Origin of the sequence: Sphingobacterium lactis (assembly GCF_051951495.1) — a bacterium.
Classification (GTDB): domain Bacteria; phylum Bacteroidota; class Bacteroidia; order Sphingobacteriales; family Sphingobacteriaceae; genus Sphingobacterium; species Sphingobacterium lactis_A.
Map to the genome: position 1 here is coordinate 1,099,458 of NZ_JBNHAS010000001.1, position 20,983 is coordinate 1,120,440.

The 20,983-nt window shown below is 36.0% G+C and carries 20 protein-coding genes; 12 read left to right on the forward strand and 8 right to left on the reverse strand.

All coding sequences use genetic code 11. The features are described from left to right. Nucleotides 1-2 precede the first annotated feature (2 nt). On the reverse strand, nt 3-206 hold the full coding sequence (locus ACP6L2_RS04685; RefSeq protein ID WP_344674729.1) for a fructose-6-phosphate aldolase: 204 nt from the start codon (nt 204-206) through the stop codon (nt 3-5). A gap of 60 nt (nt 207-266) precedes the next feature. After that, entirely contained in the window at nt 267-1,280 is a 1,014-nt protein-coding gene (locus tag ACP6L2_RS04690; protein ID WP_440508137.1) for an acyl-CoA reductase, read from the reverse strand. A gap of 160 nt (nt 1,281-1,440) precedes the next feature. Here ACP6L2_RS04690 and ACP6L2_RS04695 point away from each other — a divergent pair, with 160 nt between their 5' ends. After that, nucleotides 1,441-1,791: a 4Fe-4S dicluster domain-containing protein gene (locus ACP6L2_RS04695; RefSeq protein ID WP_344674727.1), complete on the forward strand. Its 351-nt coding sequence runs from the start codon at nt 1,441-1,443 to the stop codon at nt 1,789-1,791. 68 nt (nt 1,792-1,859) lie between these two features. On the opposite strand, the gene ACP6L2_RS04700 is transcribed toward ACP6L2_RS04695, so the two are convergent. Continuing rightward, a complete protein-coding gene (locus ACP6L2_RS04700) occupies nt 1,860-2,732 on the reverse strand; it encodes a DUF5694 domain-containing protein (RefSeq protein ID WP_440508138.1) in 873 nt (290 codons plus the stop codon). A gap of 87 nt (nt 2,733-2,819) precedes the next feature. On the opposite strand from ACP6L2_RS04700, the gene ACP6L2_RS04705 reads away from it, so the two are divergent. From ACP6L2_RS04705 to ACP6L2_RS04715, 3 genes are all read left to right on the forward strand, one after another. Further along, on the forward strand, nt 2,820-3,854 hold the full coding sequence (locus tag ACP6L2_RS04705; RefSeq protein WP_440508139.1) for a sensor histidine kinase: 1,035 nt from the start codon (nt 2,820-2,822) through the stop codon (nt 3,852-3,854). After that, nucleotides 3,851-4,543: a LytR/AlgR family response regulator transcription factor gene (locus tag ACP6L2_RS04710; RefSeq protein ID WP_440508140.1), complete on the forward strand. Its 693-nt coding sequence runs from the start codon at nt 3,851-3,853 to the stop codon at nt 4,541-4,543. Before ACP6L2_RS04705 ends, ACP6L2_RS04710 begins: the two co-directional genes overlap by 4 nt. 871 nt (nt 4,544-5,414) lie before the next feature. Then, nucleotides 5,415-6,911, forward strand: coding sequence for a dicarboxylate/amino acid:cation symporter (locus ACP6L2_RS04715; protein WP_344674723.1), 1,497 nt, complete (start codon nt 5,415-5,417; stop codon nt 6,909-6,911). A gap of 76 nt (nt 6,912-6,987) precedes the next feature. On the opposite strand, the gene ACP6L2_RS04720 is transcribed toward ACP6L2_RS04715, so the two are convergent. The 4 genes from ACP6L2_RS04720 to ACP6L2_RS04735 are packed head-to-tail and all read right to left on the reverse strand — an operon-like array spanning nt 6,988 to nt 10,464. Continuing rightward, nucleotides 6,988-7,797, reverse strand: a complete 810-nt coding sequence (locus ACP6L2_RS04720; protein ID WP_440508141.1) for a phosphate ABC transporter ATP-binding protein — start codon at nt 7,795-7,797, stop codon at nt 6,988-6,990. Next, the gene (locus tag ACP6L2_RS04725) at nt 7,752-8,606 is read right to left on the reverse strand and encodes a PstA family ABC transporter permease (RefSeq protein ID WP_440508142.1); all 855 of its coding nucleotides are present in this window, start codon (nt 8,604-8,606) and stop codon (nt 7,752-7,754) included. Before ACP6L2_RS04725 ends, ACP6L2_RS04720 begins: the two co-directional genes overlap by 46 nt. After that, nucleotides 8,607-9,497, reverse strand: coding sequence for a phosphate ABC transporter permease subunit PstC (gene pstC / locus ACP6L2_RS04730; RefSeq protein WP_440508143.1), 891 nt, complete (start codon nt 9,495-9,497; stop codon nt 8,607-8,609). It lies immediately after the preceding gene. Continuing rightward, nucleotides 9,469-10,464, reverse strand: a complete 996-nt coding sequence (locus tag ACP6L2_RS04735) for a PstS family phosphate ABC transporter substrate-binding protein (RefSeq protein WP_440508144.1) — start codon at nt 10,462-10,464, stop codon at nt 9,469-9,471. The genes pstC and ACP6L2_RS04735 overlap by 29 nt, the downstream gene beginning before the upstream one ends. 169 nt (nt 10,465-10,633) lie before the next feature. On the opposite strand from ACP6L2_RS04735, the gene ACP6L2_RS04740 reads away from it, so the two are divergent. Genes ACP6L2_RS04740 through ACP6L2_RS04765 form a run of 6 tightly spaced genes read left to right on the forward strand, consistent with a single transcriptional unit; the run spans nt 10,634 to nt 16,969 of the window. Continuing rightward, nucleotides 10,634-12,739 (forward strand): HEPN domain-containing protein, encoded by a 2,106-nt coding sequence (locus ACP6L2_RS04740; protein WP_440508145.1) that lies wholly within the window; start codon nt 10,634-10,636, stop codon nt 12,737-12,739. 17 nt (nt 12,740-12,756) lie between these two features. Beyond that, nucleotides 12,757-13,524, forward strand: coding sequence for a uroporphyrinogen-III C-methyltransferase (gene cobA / locus ACP6L2_RS04745; protein WP_440508146.1), 768 nt, complete (start codon nt 12,757-12,759; stop codon nt 13,522-13,524). 1 nt (nt 13,525) lies between these two features. After that, nucleotides 13,526-14,095 carry a precorrin-2 dehydrogenase/sirohydrochlorin ferrochelatase family protein gene (locus tag ACP6L2_RS04750; RefSeq protein ID WP_440508147.1) on the forward strand — a complete coding sequence of 190 codons (570 nt, stop codon included), beginning with the start codon at nt 13,526-13,528 and terminating at the stop codon, nt 14,093-14,095. Between the two features lies 1 nt (nt 14,096). Next, nucleotides 14,097-14,804: a phosphoadenylyl-sulfate reductase gene (locus ACP6L2_RS04755; RefSeq protein ID WP_440508148.1), complete on the forward strand. Its 708-nt coding sequence runs from the start codon at nt 14,097-14,099 to the stop codon at nt 14,802-14,804. Nucleotides 14,805-14,815: 11 nt separating this feature from the next. Continuing rightward, nucleotides 14,816-15,706, forward strand: coding sequence for a sulfate adenylyltransferase subunit CysD (gene cysD, locus ACP6L2_RS04760; protein WP_440508149.1), 891 nt, complete (start codon nt 14,816-14,818; stop codon nt 15,704-15,706). A 27-nt stretch (nt 15,707-15,733) separates the two neighbouring features. Continuing rightward, nucleotides 15,734-16,969, forward strand: a complete 1,236-nt coding sequence (locus ACP6L2_RS04765) for a sulfate adenylyltransferase subunit 1 (RefSeq protein WP_440508150.1) — start codon at nt 15,734-15,736, stop codon at nt 16,967-16,969. Between the two features lie 258 nt (nt 16,970-17,227). On the opposite strand, the gene ACP6L2_RS04770 is transcribed toward ACP6L2_RS04765, so the two are convergent. Beyond that, the gene (locus ACP6L2_RS04770; protein ID WP_440508151.1) at nt 17,228-18,826 is read right to left on the reverse strand and encodes a M60 family metallopeptidase; all 1,599 of its coding nucleotides are present in this window, start codon (nt 18,824-18,826) and stop codon (nt 17,228-17,230) included. Between the two features lie 261 nt (nt 18,827-19,087). Here ACP6L2_RS04770 and ACP6L2_RS04775 point away from each other — a divergent pair, with 261 nt between their 5' ends. Beyond that, nucleotides 19,088-19,459 carry a BlaI/MecI/CopY family transcriptional regulator gene (locus tag ACP6L2_RS04775; protein ID WP_344674711.1) on the forward strand — a complete coding sequence of 124 codons (372 nt, stop codon included), beginning with the start codon at nt 19,088-19,090 and terminating at the stop codon, nt 19,457-19,459. Next, on the forward strand, nt 19,456-20,901 hold the full coding sequence (locus ACP6L2_RS04780; RefSeq protein WP_440508152.1) for a M56 family metallopeptidase: 1,446 nt from the start codon (nt 19,456-19,458) through the stop codon (nt 20,899-20,901). The genes ACP6L2_RS04775 and ACP6L2_RS04780 overlap by 4 nt, the downstream gene beginning before the upstream one ends. Nucleotides 20,902-20,983: the final 82 nt, after the last annotated feature.

Genomic DNA, 20,983 nt, shown 5'->3' on the forward strand with positions numbered 1-20,983 from the left:
TCTTATACGTCAATTTTTTTTATTTGGCCAAATGGCAGTTCGCGAACGATATCCATGATATATTCTGCTTTATCTGCAAGCCCTATTTTATCTAATGATTTATCAGGTCGATCCACGCGGAAATAGGCTAATAAGGTGAATGCGTCATCACGCAATTGCACATAATCCGGGATTTTGGCCACGCCCTTAACCTTTATAACATACATAGTCGAACAAAAATATAACTTTTTATGAATTCATAACCATATAACGCCACAAATTGCGATTTATTGGTTTGCCTTTAAAAATGCTAAGGTATCCACTGCATCTGCATAATCATCCAATGCTGGACATTGACTTGCCCCAAATGGAAAGACCGCAGCATCAACATTTAATTCGCGCTCAGCAGTCACACATTGAATCTCATTTAAATGCGATTGAATAAAACTTTCCACCTCTTGAATATCCTTATAACGTTGGTAATGGATAACAGCAAGGGGAGAAGCAAGGTTCTCATCATCCTTCAACAATAAAAAGCCATTGTCATAATGCTCATTTTTGTTGATTAAATAAATGGATTTATTAAAATCGTAATTGTTATTATACTTGAAGTGATCCTTAATCCCAGCAAAATGCTCTAAAGGTTCATATAATTTTGCGATATCGTAGTTCTCTGGTATGAAGATCTTAGAAACAGAGCGACAACCTAAGCCAAAATAATCAAATATATCGTGTCCTAATTGTTGAAGTTCCTCATTAGTTTCATTCCCAGAAATAACTGCAACCGAATTTCTGTTTTTACGAATGATATGTGGTTTCTTACCAAAGTAGTGTTCAAAGTAACGGGATGAATTATTACTACCCGTAGCGATAATTAAATCGTATTCCGTCAATTTATCGACTATTTTGAAATAATTGGAGAATTCAGGCTCAATTGCTACCAAGATGTCCAAAATTGCTTTTGTTAATCCAGCATCTTCAGAGGAAGCTTTAATCTCTGCATGGAAGCCTGTAATCAATACCGAAAGGATATCATGAAATCCTACTAAAGGAAGATTACCTGCTAGGACTAAACCGACAACCTTATCGGTTTTTATTTCCGGGAAATCTTTTAACCAGACTTGTAATTTATCTACTTGTAGGTTTGAACCAATAGCCTTAGTCTGTTGTAAAACATTTTCTTTTGTATACCAAGGATTACGTTGAGCGACAGAAAATAAAAAAGGGGAATTTTCAAAGTCATTGGATTGCAGGTATTCACCAAGTTTTGCGAAGGCTTCAATTCTTTGCTGTAATGTCAAAATCTTATTATTTAGAATTATTCTGTTAATATTTTGCCGTATATTTGCCATCAATTTGTAAATAACTACTAAAGTTATATACTTTTTCTTCAAAGTCTATGGCTGAAGTAGTAACTTTGAATACACAAAATTAGTTTATTATTTTATTGTAAGGACATAAATGGCAATTAAAATTACAGATGAATGTATAAATTGTGGAGCATGCGAACCAGAATGCCCGAACAACGCAATTTATGATGCAGGTGTTCCTTGGAAGTTTTCTGATGGTACGGCCTTGAATGGTGTTATTGATTTTGGAGATGGCGTAACGATTGATGCAAGCGAGTCCCAAGATGCAATCTCGAACGAAGTTTACTATATTGTTTCTGATAAATGTACAGAGTGTGTTGGATTCCATGATGAACCACAGTGTGCTGCTGTATGCCCAGTTGATTGCTGTGTGGAGGATGAAGATGTAGTCGAATCAGAAGATGAATTATTAGCGAAGAAAGCTTGGCTTCACGCAGAATAAGATATTTTTAAGAAATACGTAAAAGGTGCTCCATATTACATGAAGCACCTTTTTTTATGACCTAATTGTTATTTTAGATATTCTAAGGTATTTTCCAATTTATACTTTGGTGACCGATTAAACCATTCCCGAAAGAATGCGGTATGCGTAGCTCCCAACAATACAAATACACGATCGTTTTTATGCAAAGGAACTTTATTCACATTAGAAAACATCAGTAGATTTCTATGGTAGAATTTTGCAGCTTCCTCGGCACCTTCTTGTCCTGCCGGGCTGGAAGCATATAAAAGCATATCTGCATTGATATTGATTAGGAAATCTAAATATTCAGCCGAATTATTTACACGAAACATATCGATTACATTGGGCTTTCTGTTTAAATGCTTTAAATAATTCGCTTCATTTTGTCGAATTAATTCTCCGTATCTCGGGATAGTTAGGCTATCCACTTTTACATTCAATTCCTGATAAACATTATAATTATAACCTTCGGCATAGTCAATACCATATACTTTCTTTACCCCAGCGCGTCTTCTTAATTCAAAGGCAAGCAATTCAATTTCAGAAGGATGTTTAAAGGTCATTTTTGGGTTAGCCAGATATGCATCGTATCGTGCTTGCAGATTTTTCTGCTGTTCAGGCAAAACTTCTAACATCATTACAGTAGGCCTAAAGGCTTCGAATCTTTTTACCAGATCATGTACTTCCTGAATACTTTTTGGATCTCGTGGATTAAATTCTGTTCGGGTTGCGTCACTGGTATATCCCATATGGAAAGTTCCTACACTCAATACCGGAATGGCATCATCAAATTTTGTTTTAAATTGCTGCTCTTGGGCATGAACTAATTGGTTTAAAATAAATGTTAAAGCAAATAGCATAAAAGATTTCATTATCATATAATTTAGGTAAGACAGCACAATGGTAAGTGCATCTTTCATATAATTCAAGTTTTATCGACTAATGCCCTCAATTTATCGACAAATAGATTTTTGGCCAATCATGAATTCCTTAACTTTATCTCATTCATGAAAAACCACGAAATCATCATTTCTAAAACAAAGGAAATCATCATCCATATCTTATTTTGGATTATCTGGTGTTATTTCACTTTGTTAAGATGGGAATCTAACTCCATTGTCCTTGACGAATTGACGCCGATTAGTTTCTCTAGCTTTTTCATGATATTTAGCACCTTCTACCTGAACTATTTGTTTTTTATGCCTAGGTTGTTTCAGAAATGGCATCCCGTAAAACCAATAGCATTTCTCTTTATCGGATTATTATATTTCATTAGTTTTCGATATCTAATCGAAGAATTGATCTTTCCATATTTCTTACATATCCGAAATTATAGCGATCAAGAAGCATTTGCTTTTTATATTCTTGATAACTTTTATTATGGATTGCATCCCATTATATTAAGCACAGTTCTTTGGTTAGTCATTTATGTTATACGGCTATTATCGTATCATAAGCGTATTATTGAAGAGAATAAAAATACAGAAATCAAGTTTCTCAAGGCACAACTCAATCCTCATTTCCTATTCAACAGTTTAAATAACATCTATTCTTTAGTGCATTTTAAATCCGACAAGGCCTTACCAGCTATAGATCAACTTGGGCAGTTAATGAGGTATAGCACCTACAATAGTGAGAAAGAATGGATATCCATAAAGGAAGAGAAAACATATATCGAGTCTTATCTAAAACTTGAGGCTTTAAGAAATACCGAAGATGATTGTATCTTTTTTAAAGCTGAAATCCCGAATGAAACCATCTTAATTCCAACCTTTACATTAATACCATTTATTGAAAATGCTTTTAAGCATGGCATCGTAAATAAAGAAAATCCTTTGTCTATTGAACTCGTATTCAGGAACAACAAACTCTGCTATGAAGTCAAGAATTCTGTATCAGATAAACTGAAAGACGCTCAAGCAGGTATAGGATTAATTAACATTCATAATCGTTTAAAACATTATTATCCAGAGAAACATAGCATAAGTTGCATTGAGGATCAGGGAAGATATTGTGCTAGACTACAAATTGACTTTGAATGAGAAATGTAAATTGTTTAATTCTAGATGATGAACCTATGGCAGCTAGATTGTTAGCAGATTATGCCGTATCGATGCCAAATTTGAACCTCATCTATGCTGGTACTTCCGTAAAAGAGGCTTTGAACTATCTACATGAAGAAAATATTCAACTAATCATTTTAGATATTCAGATGCCCGAAATAAATGGAATCGAATTGATGAAGCTATTGGGTACTCGATATGAGTATATTATAAGTTCCGCTTATAGTGAATACGCTTTAGAAAGTTTTCAATTCCAGGTTGTTGACTACCTTTTAAAGCCTATTAGTTTAGATCGTTTTTACCAAGCCATTTTTAAATATATCAATTGGAAATCCCTACAACCTATAATAGCGGATAAAGATTACTTACAAATACGTGCGGACCGTAAAGACTACCGAATCGCTTTCGACGAAATTGTTCTGTTAGAAGGAATGAAGGATTATATTCAAATTATCCTAGCGAATCAAAAGCTATTAGTTCTTGAAACGATGAAAGATATTCAACAGCGATTACCCGAACAACGGTTTATTCGAATTCATCGATCTTATATATTACCTAAAAGTTCCATTAGAAGTATTGAAGGAAATCAAGTACGACATGCTAATGGAAATTGTTATCCAATAGGAGATACCTTCAAAGACGGTCTTCTATCTTGGTTTAATAGTTAATTAGATGATTTTTAATTTCATCAATTTCAAAGAACCTCCACTATTCTATTTTTCTTTGTTTTCTGTTCTATGTTGTCTATTGTCTAAAGCATAGTTTAAAGATCTTCCACATTCGATAATAGATTTTGTCTTCAAGCGGGAAATTAGGGAATCTTCGCTTCGCTCAAAGTTGTAAATGGCAAATCTCCTTTATCAATTTACTTTCTTCTTATCTCTTTTATCATTTCATTTCATTGTCTTTTGTCTCCCATCTAATAGCGTAGCGGTCTCATATCTCATATCTATTTTCTTTGGTTTTATTCGTCACTCCTTCGGATCTCCTTCGGAACTTGTTCGGATCTCGTTCGGATCTCGTTCGGTTAGAAGCGAACGAGATCCGAAAGAGATCCCTATCAGATCCAAAGAAATTCCCTTAGAGTACCAACTTAAAGTATAGTCAAGAAATACCGGAATACGAACTGATATCAAATAAAATAGATTAAGACCGATAAGATATTATATCTTAAATTATGAACAGAAATTTATTTTATAAGTCAAAATGGTTTTTGGTGACATCTATCTAATATAGAAATATTTAAATAGCTAAAAGTGAATACTTTAGTGATAGCTAATCAAACAATGCATTCAACATCATCCATTTAATTACATCGATTTATGTAAACAAATAAATACAATACATGGCTATTCAAGATGCAATAAAATAAAGCATAACTAAACATTTGTTCTTAAGCTGATTAAATTGGATAGGATATATCAGAATATTAGTTTGAGGTATAATCTGTGGAAAGGAAATAATTTGGTTTGCACGGGTATTTTTTTATTTTTGTTGGTCTTTAAGAATAAATAAATATATAATAACCCATTAAACCGCATGTCAAAAAAAACAACGGGATATTTAATGCTGGTAACCATAGCATTAGCTTCAATTATTACTTTACTATACGAATTTGATATCGTTGCAGTACCTCCAACGGTCATGATGGCTGTTCGCTGGATAACGGCAATTGTTCTCGTATTAAACGCTATTGTTCGAAAAGGATTAACAACCTGGATCTTGACCTGTATGGTTTTGGGGATATTTGTAGGGCTTGATTTTCCAAACGTGGCTAAGGCTTTACAACCATTAAGTCAAGGTTTCATCAAATTGGTTAAGACCATTGTAGGACCTATCTTATTCTCCACATTGGTATTTGGTATTGCCGGACACTCTGACTTAAAACAAGTTGGCCGTATGGCATGGAAGTCCATGTTGTACTTTTTCTGTGCTACTACCTGTGCTATTTTTATCGGTCTTGCCGCGATCAACCTGACTCAAGCAGGTGTAGGTATCGATATTGAGCATATGCCGCATGAAGAATTACCGCAAACTTCTGCCTTATCAGAAGGAGATAAAGTGGCTTTAAGTCATATTGATGAAAGCGCACATGGCATTTATAAATTCACATCCTTCTTCCGTGATACTTTTCCAGAGAATATCGTAAAATCAGTTTATGAGAATAAGGTATTGCAGATTGTCGTATTTGCGGTCATTTTTGGTATCGGATTAGCGATGGTGGAAGAGAAGAAGCGAAAACCATTTGTGGATTTTGCGGAAAGTTTATCGGAGGCCATGTTTAAGTTTACCAACCTCGTCATGCTCTTTGCACCTATTGGGGTAGGTGCTGCAATGGCCTATACTGTGGGGCACCTAGGTGTAGATATCCTCAAGAATCTATTTATGCTATTGGCAACGCTTTATTTAGCCTTAATATTCTTCTTATGTGGAATTTTATTGCCGGTAGCTCTATATTTAAAAATTCCTATCAAGCAATTTATCAATGCAATTAAAGAGCCGGTTTCTATTGCATTTGCAACAACAAGTTCTGATGCGGCATTACCAAAGGCTATGAGTGCGATGGAGAAATTTGGGGTACCTCGTAAAATTGTATCATTTGTTATCCCTACAGGGTACAGCTTTAACTTGGATGGTACGTCCTTATACCTTTCCTTAGCTTCCATCTTTGTGGCTCAAGCAGCAGGAATTGACCTATCATTCGGTCAACAATTGATGATTGCCTTTACCTTGATGATTACTTCTAAAGGTGTGGCGGCCGTACCAAGAGCTTCATTGATTATCCTGATTGCAACTGCAGATCAATTTGGCTTGCCTGTATTTGTCATTGCTGCAATCTTAGGTATTGATGAATTGATGGATATGGCTAGAACATCGGTGAATGTAATAGGAAACTGTTTGGCTACTGTTGTAGTTGCCAAATGGGAAGGTGAATTTGATGAAGCTGCACCATTCCGTGTGGAAACAGATCCAGATGGTGTAGAAGAAATCGCAGAAACTATTGAAGAAGGTCCTGAAGGCGAAACTCGGACTTAAGACGATATACGAATTAATAAGAAAAGGAGTCTAATCATGTGAATAGGCTCCTTTTTAAATTATGGCAATTTCTAGTTTAAGAAATAAAGCCTTTTATATACTGCTTAGTGATTTCATGTTTAGGATGAAGCAATAGGTCTTCCGTCTTACCAAATTCTACAATTTCACCTTGGTATAGAAAGAGGATATAATCAGATACCCTTCGAGCCTGACGAAGGATATGCGTCACAAGCACGATGGTATATTGCTGTTTAAGGTCGATCAGCAGATTTTCTATAGTTTGTGTGGAGATCGGGTCCAATGCAGATGTAGATTCATCACCGAGGATGATTTCAGGCTCTACAGCCAATCCTCTGGCTAAGCATAGCCTTTGCTGTTGTCCTATAGACAATCGGGTAGCAGATGCATCCAAACGGTCCTTAACTTCTTCCCATAGCCCCACATTACGTAACTGCTGTTCTACAATGGCTTTTAGTTTGGCCTTATCCTTTATTCCATGGATCTTGGGACCATAGGCTATATTTTCAAAAATGGACATAGGTAAGGGAAATGGCTTCTGGGATAATAAACCCATTTTCTTTCGAATATGCGTTACTTCTGCATCCGGGGCATATATATCTTCGCCATTAACCAGGACAGAACCAATAACCTGAACTTCTTTATGATCATCCAACAGCCTGTTCAATGTTTTCAATAAAGTCGTCTTTCCACAACCGGATGGACCGATTATAGAGGTAATGGAATTGTTAGGTATTTCTAAATTAATATCCTTCAAAACCTGCCGACCTTCAATATGTACATTCAAATCCCGGATTTGAATGTGCGGTTGTAAGGCTGTGCTTACAATTTGTGTTTCTTCTGCTTCAAGGATAGGAAATGTGTACATATCACGATAATTAAAATAAGTAATGTCAATATTAATGCGGACGCATAAGCACGTCCCTGTACTTCAGGGATAGGACTACTGAGCTGAAAGAAAATGGCTAATGGTAGCATAGCGGCTGGTTCGTCCAGATATTTAGGAATATTATCAGAAAAACCAGTAGTCAACATGACTCCAGCAACATCACCAATGGCACGCCCAAACGCTAATAATATAGCTGTAAATAGCCCTGGCTTTATATATTTGAGCATAAGCTTTGCCGTTTCCCATCTGGTAGCTCCTAAGGAGGAACTGACCTGTTTAAGATCGGAGGGAATACTGCTCAATAGTTCATCTAAGGTCCTTACTACAATAGGAATTGTTAACAGACTGATGGTAATCACACCGCCCAATAGAGATGCTCGAATACCTAGGGCAACCATGATGCTGAATGCAATAGCTCCATAAACTATGGCTGGAATACCAAATAATACATCAAAGAATAACTTTAACAATCGAGCTATAAAGGACTTAGGATGAACATAATTATGCAAGAAAAGACTTATAGGGATACCGATAATACTGGCAATCAAAGTGGATAGTCCTGCTAAATACAAGGATCCAATAATAGCATTCAATACTCCTCCCGATTTCCCCAGATAAAAGCCACCTTTGGGGCTTTGCGATACCATTTCCCAGGACAAATAAGGTAATCCCTTATAAAGAATACTTCCAATAATCAGAAATAAAGATCCGGTTATGATGATGCCCGATATCTGCATAAATACTTTAGCCCATCTTTCCTGACGTAGTCTATTTTTTACTTTATCCATCTATACTTTTGCCTCCAATCTGTTCAATATTATTCTAGAAATTAGGTTAAATCCGAAAATGAGCACGAACAACAATAAAGCTGCAAACATTAGGGCTGCATCATATTGCGGGATGGACATCATTTCTCCAAAATTATTGGCTATTAGAGCTGGTAATGGATAGCCAGCATCAAAGATTCCGGTAGGGATCTTTGGTATATTCCCACATACCATCAAAACAGCAATGGTTTCACCAAAGGCTCTTGATATAGCCAATACAATGGCCGCCATAATGCCTGGACGAGCTTTCTTAAGAATTACCTTTTTAATTGTTTCCCATTTGGTAGCTCCTAAGGATAAGGAAACCGACCTTAACTCTTGTGGGATAGTTTGCAGTACCTCAACCATGATACTCAACATGATTGGGAATATCATGACTGCTAAAACAAAGCCGGCAGCAATTACAGAATAACCTGAAACTGTTATTCCAAATAAGGGTGCAATCACTTGACTAATTAACGGAATAACAAACAATACACCCCAAACTCCATAAAGTACAGGTGGTATTGCAGCTAAAACATTGATTAACGGCATCACCATATTTCGCAAACGATCAGATGCATATTCGACCAAATAAATGGAGGCCAAAACACATAAGGGCACTGCTATGAGTAAAGCCAATAAGGTTACCCATAAGGTTCCTAAAATAAATACTAGAAATCCGAATTCTCCTTTCATAGGCGCCCAAACACTATTGGTCAATATGTCCAATAGGGAATGTTCCGTTAACAGCGGAGTAGATTTGTAAATCAATCCCAAAAACAGAACGAACAAGAGGATAACCACACCCACTAATAAGACTGCTGAACTGACTTTGGCAAGTTTATCTTTTAATAGACGTGTTATTTTCATCTTTTATTCTCTTTAATGATTCCTGAATATGCTCTTCGTCCAATGGGACATAACCATTGGCTAAAAGTTGTTTTTGCGCTTCTTTTTGAAGTATAAAAGTCAAAAAGGTTTTAATTAATTTACTTGACGCGTTTTTTCTAAGCACAAAAAACAGGTCTCGCGCAGGAGGTGAAGGGTATTTGTTTTTTGCAATGGCATTGGTCAAAGAGTCTAGATTTTGATAGAAGTCCTCGTTTTCATCCAAAACGCCATTAGCGTTAAGATCAATTGGTAGTGCCCGAATATCTTCTGCGGCATGTTTAGTACTTAAATCGAAGACGTAATTGAGGTTATTAAAACCGATAGCTAGTGGATCATCTTTAACAACTTGCGCTAATCCGGGATCACCAAAAATGCCAATACCTTTTAAGTCTTCCTGATTTGCTTTAAAGAATTTAGCCCATGTTTCTGCCGCACCAGCTGCATCCGAACGAACATATACTTGAATGGGTGAGTCTACAAAGCGTGTATCAATATCTTTCCAGGTTTTATACTTTGCATGTATAAATATATTTTGGAGTTCAGCTTGACTTAATCCACGTTTTAAGATTAAATCTATATTTGGGTGCTGGCTATTAATGGTAGGAATAACAGCATCTTTGGCTACAACAATAGGATAGGCTCCTTTTGCTATTTCTTGAGGATGTAGTTCCCGAGAAACCAATCCAATATCCACCATATCGGTCAACACATCTGCAATTCCTTTACCAGCTCCACCTGCAGAAATATTAAAACGAACATTGGGGTAAATTTCCTTAAAATCCTCCGACCAAAGAATGGCTAAAGGATACAAAGCAAATGCGCCAGAAAGGGACAAACTACCCGAATAATTCGACTCTTTTTCAAAACTTCCTTCCACATTAGGCGAGCAAGAAGCTTGAGATAAAGCAGCTAAAACACTAATTACTATATACTTAAATTTATTCAAACTGTTACTTACTAGGAGTTAAAAATCAAATACGGTACAAATATATACTAATTCAGTAGATTTAATATAGTTTATTAAAAATTATTCTATACATTTGTCGACGGGATTTACAAATTCCACAAAATAAGAGGAGATACCTTATAGAATTTATAAACAAATAGCGGATACTATGCAGAGTTTTCGAACAGAATTAGAAAATCCTATCGTTGAACAGGAGATTATTGAGTTAGCGGAGAAGATTAGAAAATATCGAAAAGGGGAGATGCCCGAGGAGAAATTCAAGTCCTTGCGTTTGGCTCGAGGGGTATATGGACAAAGACAAGCGGGGGTACAAATGGTACGGATTAAACTACCATTTGGGCAGGTTACATTTCAGCAAATATTAAAAATTGCGGATATCGCGGATGAATATGGAAGTGGTAATCTGCATTTAACAACCAGACAAGATATCCAGCTACACTACGTCAGTTTAGACAGGACTCCTGAATTGTGGTCAAAATTAGCGGAGGACGATATCACACTTCGTGAAGCCTGTGGGAATACCGTTCGTAACGTCACAGCATCTGCTACTGCAGGAGTTGATCCCAACGAACCTTTTGATGTGTCCCCATATGCACATAGAACTTTCACTTATTTCTTGCGGAATCCTATTTGTGCTGAAATGGGAAGGAAAATTAAGATCTCATTCTCATCAAGTGAGCTAGATACAGCATTCTCCTATATCCATGATTTTGGATTTATTCCAAAAGTTAGAATAGAGAATGGAAAGGAAATTCGAGGATTTAAGGTGATGCTTGGAGGTGGATTAGGTGCACAACCGATATTGGCTCAAACTGTGCATGAATTCTTAGCAGAAGAGGAGATTATCCCTTATATGGAAGCCACCTTACGGGTTTTTGATCGACATGGAGAAAGAAATAATCGTAATAAAGCTCGATTTAAGTACTTGGTTCAAAAGCTCGGATTAGAAGAGGTTCTAGCTTTAATAGAAATCGAGAAAAAGGCTATCAAGAATAAAACGGTTGTTGTAGACCGGGAGAGTCAAATAACAACAAACTTACCGACAAAAGAGGTTCGCGAAATAGATCCTCAAGATCCTTTAGCTTTTGAGCTTTGGAAGAGCACAAACACGTTCCAACAGAAACAAGAAGGCTTCTATGGGGTTTATGTGAATGTTCAAACTGGAGATATCTCAACCGAAAAAGCCAGAAAATTAATAGCAGGAGTAAGGGATCATATTGCTGATGATATCCGTATTACACAAGACCAGAACCTACTCTTTAAATATGTTCGAAAAGAGTCTTTAGTACATATATATGAAGCTTTGGTAGCCTTAGGATTTGGAAAACCAGGTTATAATAGTACAGCTGACATCACTACATGTCCAGGTACAGACACCTGTAACTTAGGAATTTCAAATTCAACTGAAATGGCTCGTGTGTTGGAAAACTACATCCATGAATTTCATCAGGATTTTATCCAGGAAAAGGAATTTAAGATTAAGATTTCGGGCTGTATGAATTCCTGTGGTCAACATGGATTAGCACACCTAGGCTTTCATGGTAGCTCGGTAAAAGCGGGGTCAGCTGTTGTTCCTGCAGCACAAGTGATGCTAGGCGGAGGAACTGTAGGAAATGGTGAAGGAAGAGTGGCTGAACGTGTAATCAAAGTACCCACCAAACGTGTTTTACAGGTACTTGACCTTTTATTGTCCGACTTCAAAAACAATCAGGCTACAGGACAAAATTTTCACGCGTATTACGATCAACAAGGAAAAGATTACTTCTACAAGCTATTAAAACCACTAGCTGACTTGAGTAACCTAACTGCGGATGAGTATTTAGACTGGGGTCATGAGGAGACCTTTGCAACCGCTATTGGTGTTGGAGAATGTGCGGGTGTGTTGATCGATTTAGTAGCAACCTTATTATACGAAGCCGAAGAGAAATTGGATTTAGCAGACTTGGCATTTGTAAAAGGACAATATGCCGATGCCATTTACCATGCATATAGTGCATTTGTATGGACAGCAAAAGCTTTGTTGCTAGATAAAGGATTAAGTGTTTCTACACAAGCAGCGGTTTTAACTGAGTTTGATCAGCATTTCATTTCTGAAGAACTCTTTACTTTACCGACAAGTTTCAGTGAGCGAGTTCTGCAGATAAACAAGTATGAACCCTCGAAAGAGTTTGCTGAAACCTATCTATTGCAGTCTAAGGCATTCTGCCTAGAGGCAGCGGAAAGAAGAGAGGAATTGAAAGAGGTGGTACAATAACTAAAAAACAACATTACATGACGAAAATACAAGCAAAAGTAACCTTAGTTGGAGCAGGGCCTGGAGATCCTGATTTAATTACCCTAAAAGGAATTAAAGCCATTGCAACAGCTGATGTTATTCTATACGATGCCTTAGTGAATGAATCGATATTAGATCATGCACCAGCTAATGCAACCAAAATATATGTAGGAAAAAGAGCAGAACGTCTGTCTACTTCTCAAGATTATATCAATCAACTATTGGTGGATTATGCCTTAACGCATGGACATGTTGTTCGATTGAAAGGAGGAGATCCATTCGTATTTGGCCGTGGTGGTGAAGAATTAGATTATGTACGTCAGTATGGGATTGAAACTGCAGTTGTACCGGGTATATCTTCATCCGTTGGCTTAAGTGGTTTACAACAAATCCCATTAACCTACCGAGGGATTGCAGAATCATTTTGGGTTATTACCGGTTCGACCACAGAAGGCCATATATCTGCCGATTTATATACAGCAGTTAATACCGATGCTACCGTTGTTGTTCTTATGGGATTCGGTAAACTGAAAGAGATTGTAAAACTTTACCAACAAGCTGGAAGAGGTGATTTACCAATCGCATTAATTCAAAACGGGTCATTAGCCAATGAGAAATTGGTAATGGGAAGAATCGACAACATTGTTACTGCTGCTGAGGAATCCTTAGTAGGAGTTCCTGCCATCATTATTATTGGTGAGGTTGTCGCAAAACATCAAGAGTTTAATAAGCTTCGTCAAGAATTAGTAAGCATAAGTCATTAGTATGAATCATCTTTTCCCCATTTATTTAAAGTTAGATCAACTGCAAACCTTAGTTGTAGGTGGAGGTCCAGTAGGCTTGGAAAAACTCCAAGCACTAATAGCAAATTCACCAAATGCTGTAATAAAGGTTGTAGCAAAGGATGTATGTATTGCTTTATTGGAGTTTATAGATGGAAAAAAGAATATTCAATTGGAGGTTAGGGAATTTGTGGAAGAAGATCTCTGGGATAAACAAATTGTGATATTAGCGACCAACAATCCAACTTTTAATGATTATGTACGGGAGTTGACTGCGAAAAATAACATCTTATTAAATGTAGCTGATAAACCAGCCTTATGCGATTTCTATTTAGGCTCGGTGGTACAGAAGGGTAATTTAAAGATTGGTATTTCAACAAATGGAAAATCACCAACCATTGCCAAGCGGATTAAAGAGCTTTTAGAGGATTTACTCCCTGAAGAAATCGACGAGACCTTAGCATTGATGTCTTCTTATAGAAGACAATTAAAAGGAGACTTGAAAGCTAAAATAGAGGTATTGAATGCGCATACAGAATCATTAATCAGGTAAAATGCAGGCTAAAATAGAAGAATTAAAAACAACATTACAAGGACTAAGCGCCAAGGAAATGCTGCAGGAGATTGATCAACTATTTGGTTCAAATGCAGTATTCTCCACTTCTTTTGGTTTAGAAGATCAGGTGATTACACATTTGTTAGCAGAGAATAAGAGTGCTACCAGACTAATCACATTGGATACCGGCAGGCTATTTCCGGAAACTTACTACGTATGGAATAGAACCCTGGAAATCTATCGAATGCCCATCCGGGCATATTATCCTAATACGGAAGCGGTACAGGCCTTACTTGGAGAAAAAGGTCCTTCAAGCTTTTACAATTCGGTAGAAGATCGCAAAGAATGCTGTTATATCCGGAAAATAGAACCCTTGAAACGCGCGATTGCTGGGTTTCAAATATGGATCACAGGCATACGAGCTGATCAATCGGCTAATAGGGATCTGATGGAATTCATAGAGTGGGACGAAGGCAATCAAATCATTAAAATACATCCTTTATTTAATTGGACTTTAGCTGAAGTAGAAAGTTATCTAAAGGATAACTTTATACCATATAATCCATTACATGACAAGGGTTTTCCAAGCATAGGTTGTCAACCTTGTACAAGAGCAATTACTGCAGGAGAGGACTTTCGAGCAGGCAGATGGTGGTGGGAAGATCAAAGCAAAAAGGAGTGTGGTTTACATCAAATAAGTAAATAAAAAAGAACGACATGGATTATTTAGATCATTTAGAAGCAGAAGCTATATATATTTTACGAGAGGTAGCAGGACAGTTTGAAAACCCGGCACTCTTATTTTCTGGTGGTAAGGATTCCATTACATTGGTTCATTTGGCCAAAAAGGCATTTAGACCTGGTAAATTCCCTTTTCCTTTAGTACATATTGATACTGGCCATAATTTTCCGGAAACAATAGAGTTTCGGGATTGGTTAGTTGAGCAAATTGGTGAGAAACTTATAATTGGGCATGTTCAAGATAGCATTGATGCTGGAAAAGTCGTTGAGCAAAAGGGAAAGAATGCAAGTAGAAATGCTTTGCAGACAGTTACCTTATTGGATACCATTGCTGAGCATGGATTTGATGCTTGTATTGGAGGAGCTAGACGTGACGAGGAAAAGGCGAGGGCTAAAGAGCGAATTTTCTCTGTTCGAGATGATTTTGGACAATGGGACCCTAAAAGACAAAGACCGGAGCTATGGAATATCTTTAATGGAAAGATACAAAAAGGTGAAAACGTTCGTGTATTTCCAATCTCCAATTGGACAGAATTAGACGTATGGAATTATATCAAAAGAGAGAAAATTGCATTGCCTTCTATTTATTTCAGTCATTTGCGAGATGTTGTATTTAGGAATGGTCAATGGATGGCAGCAGACCCAGTATTACAGATTGATGATGAAGATATTGTAGAAAATAAATCGGTAAGATTCAGGACAGTAGGTGACATGACCTGTACAGCTGCAGTAGATTCTATTGCCGTTGAGTTAGACGATATCATTGCAGAAATCAAAGCTTCAACAGTTAGCGAACGTGGGGCAAGACTAGATGATAAAGTATCTGAGGCTGCAATGGAAGAACGTAAGAAACAGGGCTATTTTTAATTATTTATCACTTAGATTATTATTTCCATGAATATTATAAAATTTATTACAGCAGGTTCCGTAGATGATGGAAAAAGCACCTTAATTGGCAGGTTGCTATATGACACTAATTCAATATTAGATGATCAATTAGAGGCTATAAAAAAGGCAAATCGTAAGAACGATGATGGTACTGTAGATTTAGCTATTCTAACCGATGGACTTAAAGCTGAAAGAGAACAAGGTATCACCATCGATGTAGCATATAAATATTTCCAAACAGAAAAACGTAAATTCATCATAGCAGATGCACCTGGACACATTCAATATACCAGAAACATGGTTACCGGTGCTTCTAATTCGGATCTGATCATCATCCTTATCGACGCCCGTAAAGGTGTCATTGAACAGACCAAAAGGCATTCTTTTTTAGCTAAACTATTGAACTTGAAGAAGGTATTGGTTTGTATCAATAAAATGGATATGATGGACTATGAACTTGCTGTATATGAGAACATTAAATCTGATTACTTAAACTTGGCTGCAAAGTTAGGATTGGATGATGTAGACTTTATCCCAGTATCTGCATTAAAAGGTGATAATATTGTTCATCCATCTAAAAATACGTCTTGGTATTCAGGTCCATCATTATTGGAATATTTAGAAAATGTAGAAATAAAAACTAATCAAAATAAAGGTTGGAGATTTCCTGTACAATGGGTCATTAGACCTCAAAGTACTGATTTACATGATTATAGAGGCTATGCAGGTCAAGTGTTAGGAGAGGGGCTTCGCGTAGGTGAGGAGATTGTCATTCTTCCAAGTGGACAGCGCTCTAGAGTAGAATCAATCGAATTTGACCAAAATCCTTTAGAATTTGCTGAAAACGGTGCTTCCGTTGTTATTCACTTAGCAGATGATGTGGATGTCTCTAGAGGCGATATTATTGTAAGCTCGGATTCACCGGCAGATACAGAAAGAAATTTAGAAGCCAATATCGCTTGGTTTGATAACAAACATCTGGATGTTCAACAAATCTATTTGTTGCAAAAACATAGTAAAGTGAGTAAAATAAAAATTCCTGAAATTTTATTCAAATATGATGTGCATACGCAAGAACAATTATTTGATCAAACTTTAGGACTAAATGATATTGGTAAAATACAGATAAAATCTGCTGAAGAGATTGTGTATGATTCAGCAGAAGTTTTCCCAGAGAATTCTAGAGCGATAATTATAGATCCTAGAACAAACATTACAGTAGGTGCAGTTATATTTCCATAGGGTAAAATGGATAAGGATATTCCTAATAAGGGGATATCCGTAAATATCTATTTAACATAATATAAATTATAAGTAATATATAGAATAATAGATATCTAAGGGAATTGATAAGAATAATTGACTACAGCGCTAAATTAATCATTCCTTTAATCAACTATACACGCTGACTTCATTTGACATAAACTGACAGCTTAAATAAAAAAAGCGTTTGAAGTTTTCTAAACCTTCAAACGCTTTAAAATTTTATTAGATAATTTATTAATCTGTCAGACTACTGATATCAACTTTAGGTTTTGGTAGATTCATAGCTTTTATAGCAGCTTTACAAGAATCAACCATTTCCTGTGTCATTTCGTATTTATAGTCACCATAATCGTTGTATTTCATATTGCCAACAAAGAAAAATCCGTATTGATCAAAAAAATCTGTTAAATCAGTTTTGGAGACTTCACAAGCAGTTTTTACAAAATTAAGCTGATGTACAGCAGGATTATTTTCTTGCTGATTATTCATTGGATTCCAACTAGCACGGTTTCTACGGGAATTATTGACTGTTTTTAAATATTGCTGACGGAATGCTTCAAAAAGATCCGGATAAAAATCTGGATTATTACCTGCAGATTCAAAGTATAATTGCAATTGCCAGAATGGAACTAAACGATTAAACACATCTGGATCCTGTAAATACGATATTTTCTTTTCTATAATATTTTTTCTTGCTTTATTGAAATTATCCTGATTCTTGATCCTTGACTCATTATTAAAGGATCGCATGACATATAAGGAAAAAAGGTTATTACTAACTTCACCAAGACCTCCCCAATTAAACATCGGTCTAGTTTGGTGAACATGGCCAACCTCATGGCTAAATCCCCAACATGGATCACCATTGATTACCGATTCAGGCTTTGTTACCATTGCCATTGCATATCCTTTTTTATCGCCCATATAAGCCACACCGTCACCATCTCGGAACATGTAATAATTGTAGTTTACACGAGCAAGAACTTTATTATCAGGCACTTTATTGTACTTGATTAATCCCATAATGCGGTGCTGGCGATAGACTAGAGAGTCATAATTATTGATGAGCTCCTCTCCTTTTCCGGCAGCATATTTTTGCAATGATTCCACTGGATAAGCAATTTGAATATGCTTTCCCTTTGCATCTAAAATTGGATATACGGCTTTAGAAAGCATATTATCCCAATCTGCATTTTTATGCTTATTGATATCAAAATAGCCATTTTCCTGGCCGGTAACAAAGTTTACTGTGATGGGTTTTTCCTTGGATGGTTCATTTGAAAAGTAGCTGATGTATGCAAGGCTGCCAAAATCAGTTAAATTGATGATATTTACGCCATTACGAAGCGTAAATTCCTTCTTTTCAATACCCCAACCTTTGGGATCTTTAGTAGGTTCTTCCGGATTTGGAGCTTTACGCATCCAATTTGGAACAAGTAATTTTACTTCTTTACCTTCCTCAATTCCTTCTGCAATGATCACGTGTTTACCTATCGGTAAATAAACACCAGTCACATTTTCATATTTGCTATAACCGTCTCCAATAGCTAATTGATGACCTAAGGTATTCGGTGAAAGCAGAGCATTGTAGGTCGCCAATCGATATTGGTTCTTGTCCTTTCCTGCCAAAATATCAAAAGCTAATTTTTGAATATTAGGATCAGTAATTGCTTCAATCTGTTTTTTCTTAATACCAGGTTTTAGTTTAGTGGCTAATGCATCATCAAATACGGAAAGATTTTGATAGGCTTGTTTAAAGTCTTTTGCCGATTGAGCCCAAAGTGAACTCGTTAAAAGACATGATGCAGCTAATGTTAATAAGGTTTTATTCATAAAGGTTTTCTGTTGATTTAGCCTAAGATATAAAAATGAACCTGTCAAAAAACCATTTTTTAGCACTTCAAAGCCATTTTTAGACAAAACAAGCTAATCAATCGATTGCTTACATTGTAATATATTTGATGGAATTCTTTACAGCTTCCTTATTTCCATTTAGAAGCTCCCCTAACCTACCTAAAAATATTTATTTCAAAAGATTCTTGTTTAATAAATATTTTAATCTACATTTGTAGATATACATAGACAATTGTAAACATGGCCTTATCAAAAACTGAAGAACAACTAATGGAAATCATCTGGCATTTAGATGGAGCATTCATGAAAGATATTATGGAACAATTTTCAGAGCCAGTTCCATCTAATTCTACTGTATTGACCTTGTTAAAGCGTATGCAGGATAAAGGATACGTAGGATTCGAGACTTTGGGAAATTCAAGAAAGTATTTTGCATTAGTGCCTAAGGAAGAGCATTTTGGAAAACAAGTGAATGGATTAATTAAGGATTTCTTTAATGATTCTCCGTTACAATTCGCTTCATTTTTCACCAAATCAAGTAATCTCTCTGAGGAACAATTGCTTGAACTGAAAAAAATAATAGATGATGAACTTAAAAAGAAACAATCATGATTTTATTCGTCTTAAAATACCTGATCTGTTCATTATGTCTCTATTTGCCATATGAACTATGGTTTAAGGATATCAAATTCCATTCATGGAAGAGGTTTTACCTTATATTGGTATTGATACTACCAATAGTAATACCCTTTATTTCCTTGCCAACTTATTCAGAGCAACAAGTAAAACCATTGGAATTTCTCCAAAATGAGTCGCTAGTAACTCTTGAAAATATCGCGGAGACTTCAACAAGAATAACACAAGAAGCAAATACCAGCACAATAGATTATCAATTAGTTATTTGGTATTTATTCCTTACTGGTCTAGTAATTTTCGCCCTTAGATTCTTAAAGAATCTTTGGAAAATGAACCTATTAATTCGAAAAAATCAAGTTGTACAAGTAGGAAAAGTAAGGGTTGTACTATTAGACTCAGCTATAAGTCCCTTTAGCTTTTTTAATTATGTTTTTGTCCATAAGGAGGAATATAACAATGGTCTTGATCCTCTGATTTGGAAGCATGAAATGGCCCATATCAAGCAATTACATAGCATTGATGTTTTGGTACTGGAACTACAATTCATATTTGCTTATTGGAATCCGGTATTATACTTCGCCAAAAAATCCATCAAATACAACCATGAGTGTTTGGCTGACGATTTTGTTATCCGTCGTCCGGAGAATATTCAGACCTATCAATACTTATTAATCGGCTTAAACAGCGATAAACAAGTTATGGCCTTAGGGAGTCATTTAGATTTTAACCAACTAAAAACGAGAATAATCATGATGAACAAAACTGAAAACTGGAAAAGAAAAGCTTTCTTAGCAAGCTTTTCGATTATGCTGATCGCAGGATCAACCTTATTGTTTAGCAATAAGAATGCTGATGAAAATGAATCTATTGCAGAAAGTATGCTATCAAAGGCCAATACAGCCCTTAATCTTCAAGCTCCTCAGGATACTATTGAAGGGATAGGTGCAAGTAAAGAACAATTAGCTGAGTACGACAAAGCTTTAAATAAAATTAAGGAGTATAAAAAGAATCATCCTAATGAACGATTCGTTGATATTTCTAGTTTAGATCAACGAAGGATGGGATATATTGCTTATGTTATGAATAAAGAACAAAGAGAGGCAAGAACGAATAAAGATAATATGTTTCTAAACCCTTCTACTTTTATAATAAGAAATACTAGACCTAAAAAGAAATCTCCAAATAAGACCACGTTTGAAAATTGGAAAAACCCAAATGTATATGGTGTGTGGATAGATGGAAAGAAATCCAATAATAAGGCTTTGAGTAATCTGGAGAACAGTGATATTGTATATTATACCATCAGTAAATTATATGGAAAAGCCAAAGAAGGCAGAAAATATACACATCAACTTGATATCTATACCGCAAAAGGCTTTCAAGAGGCTTATAAAAACTACCTTTTTGATGCTAAATAGGATAAAATAAATCAAAGGACATAATTGATTTTATGTCCTTTGTTTTTTAATACCTTAAAACAGAAAAGCATGTTCTTTTTAC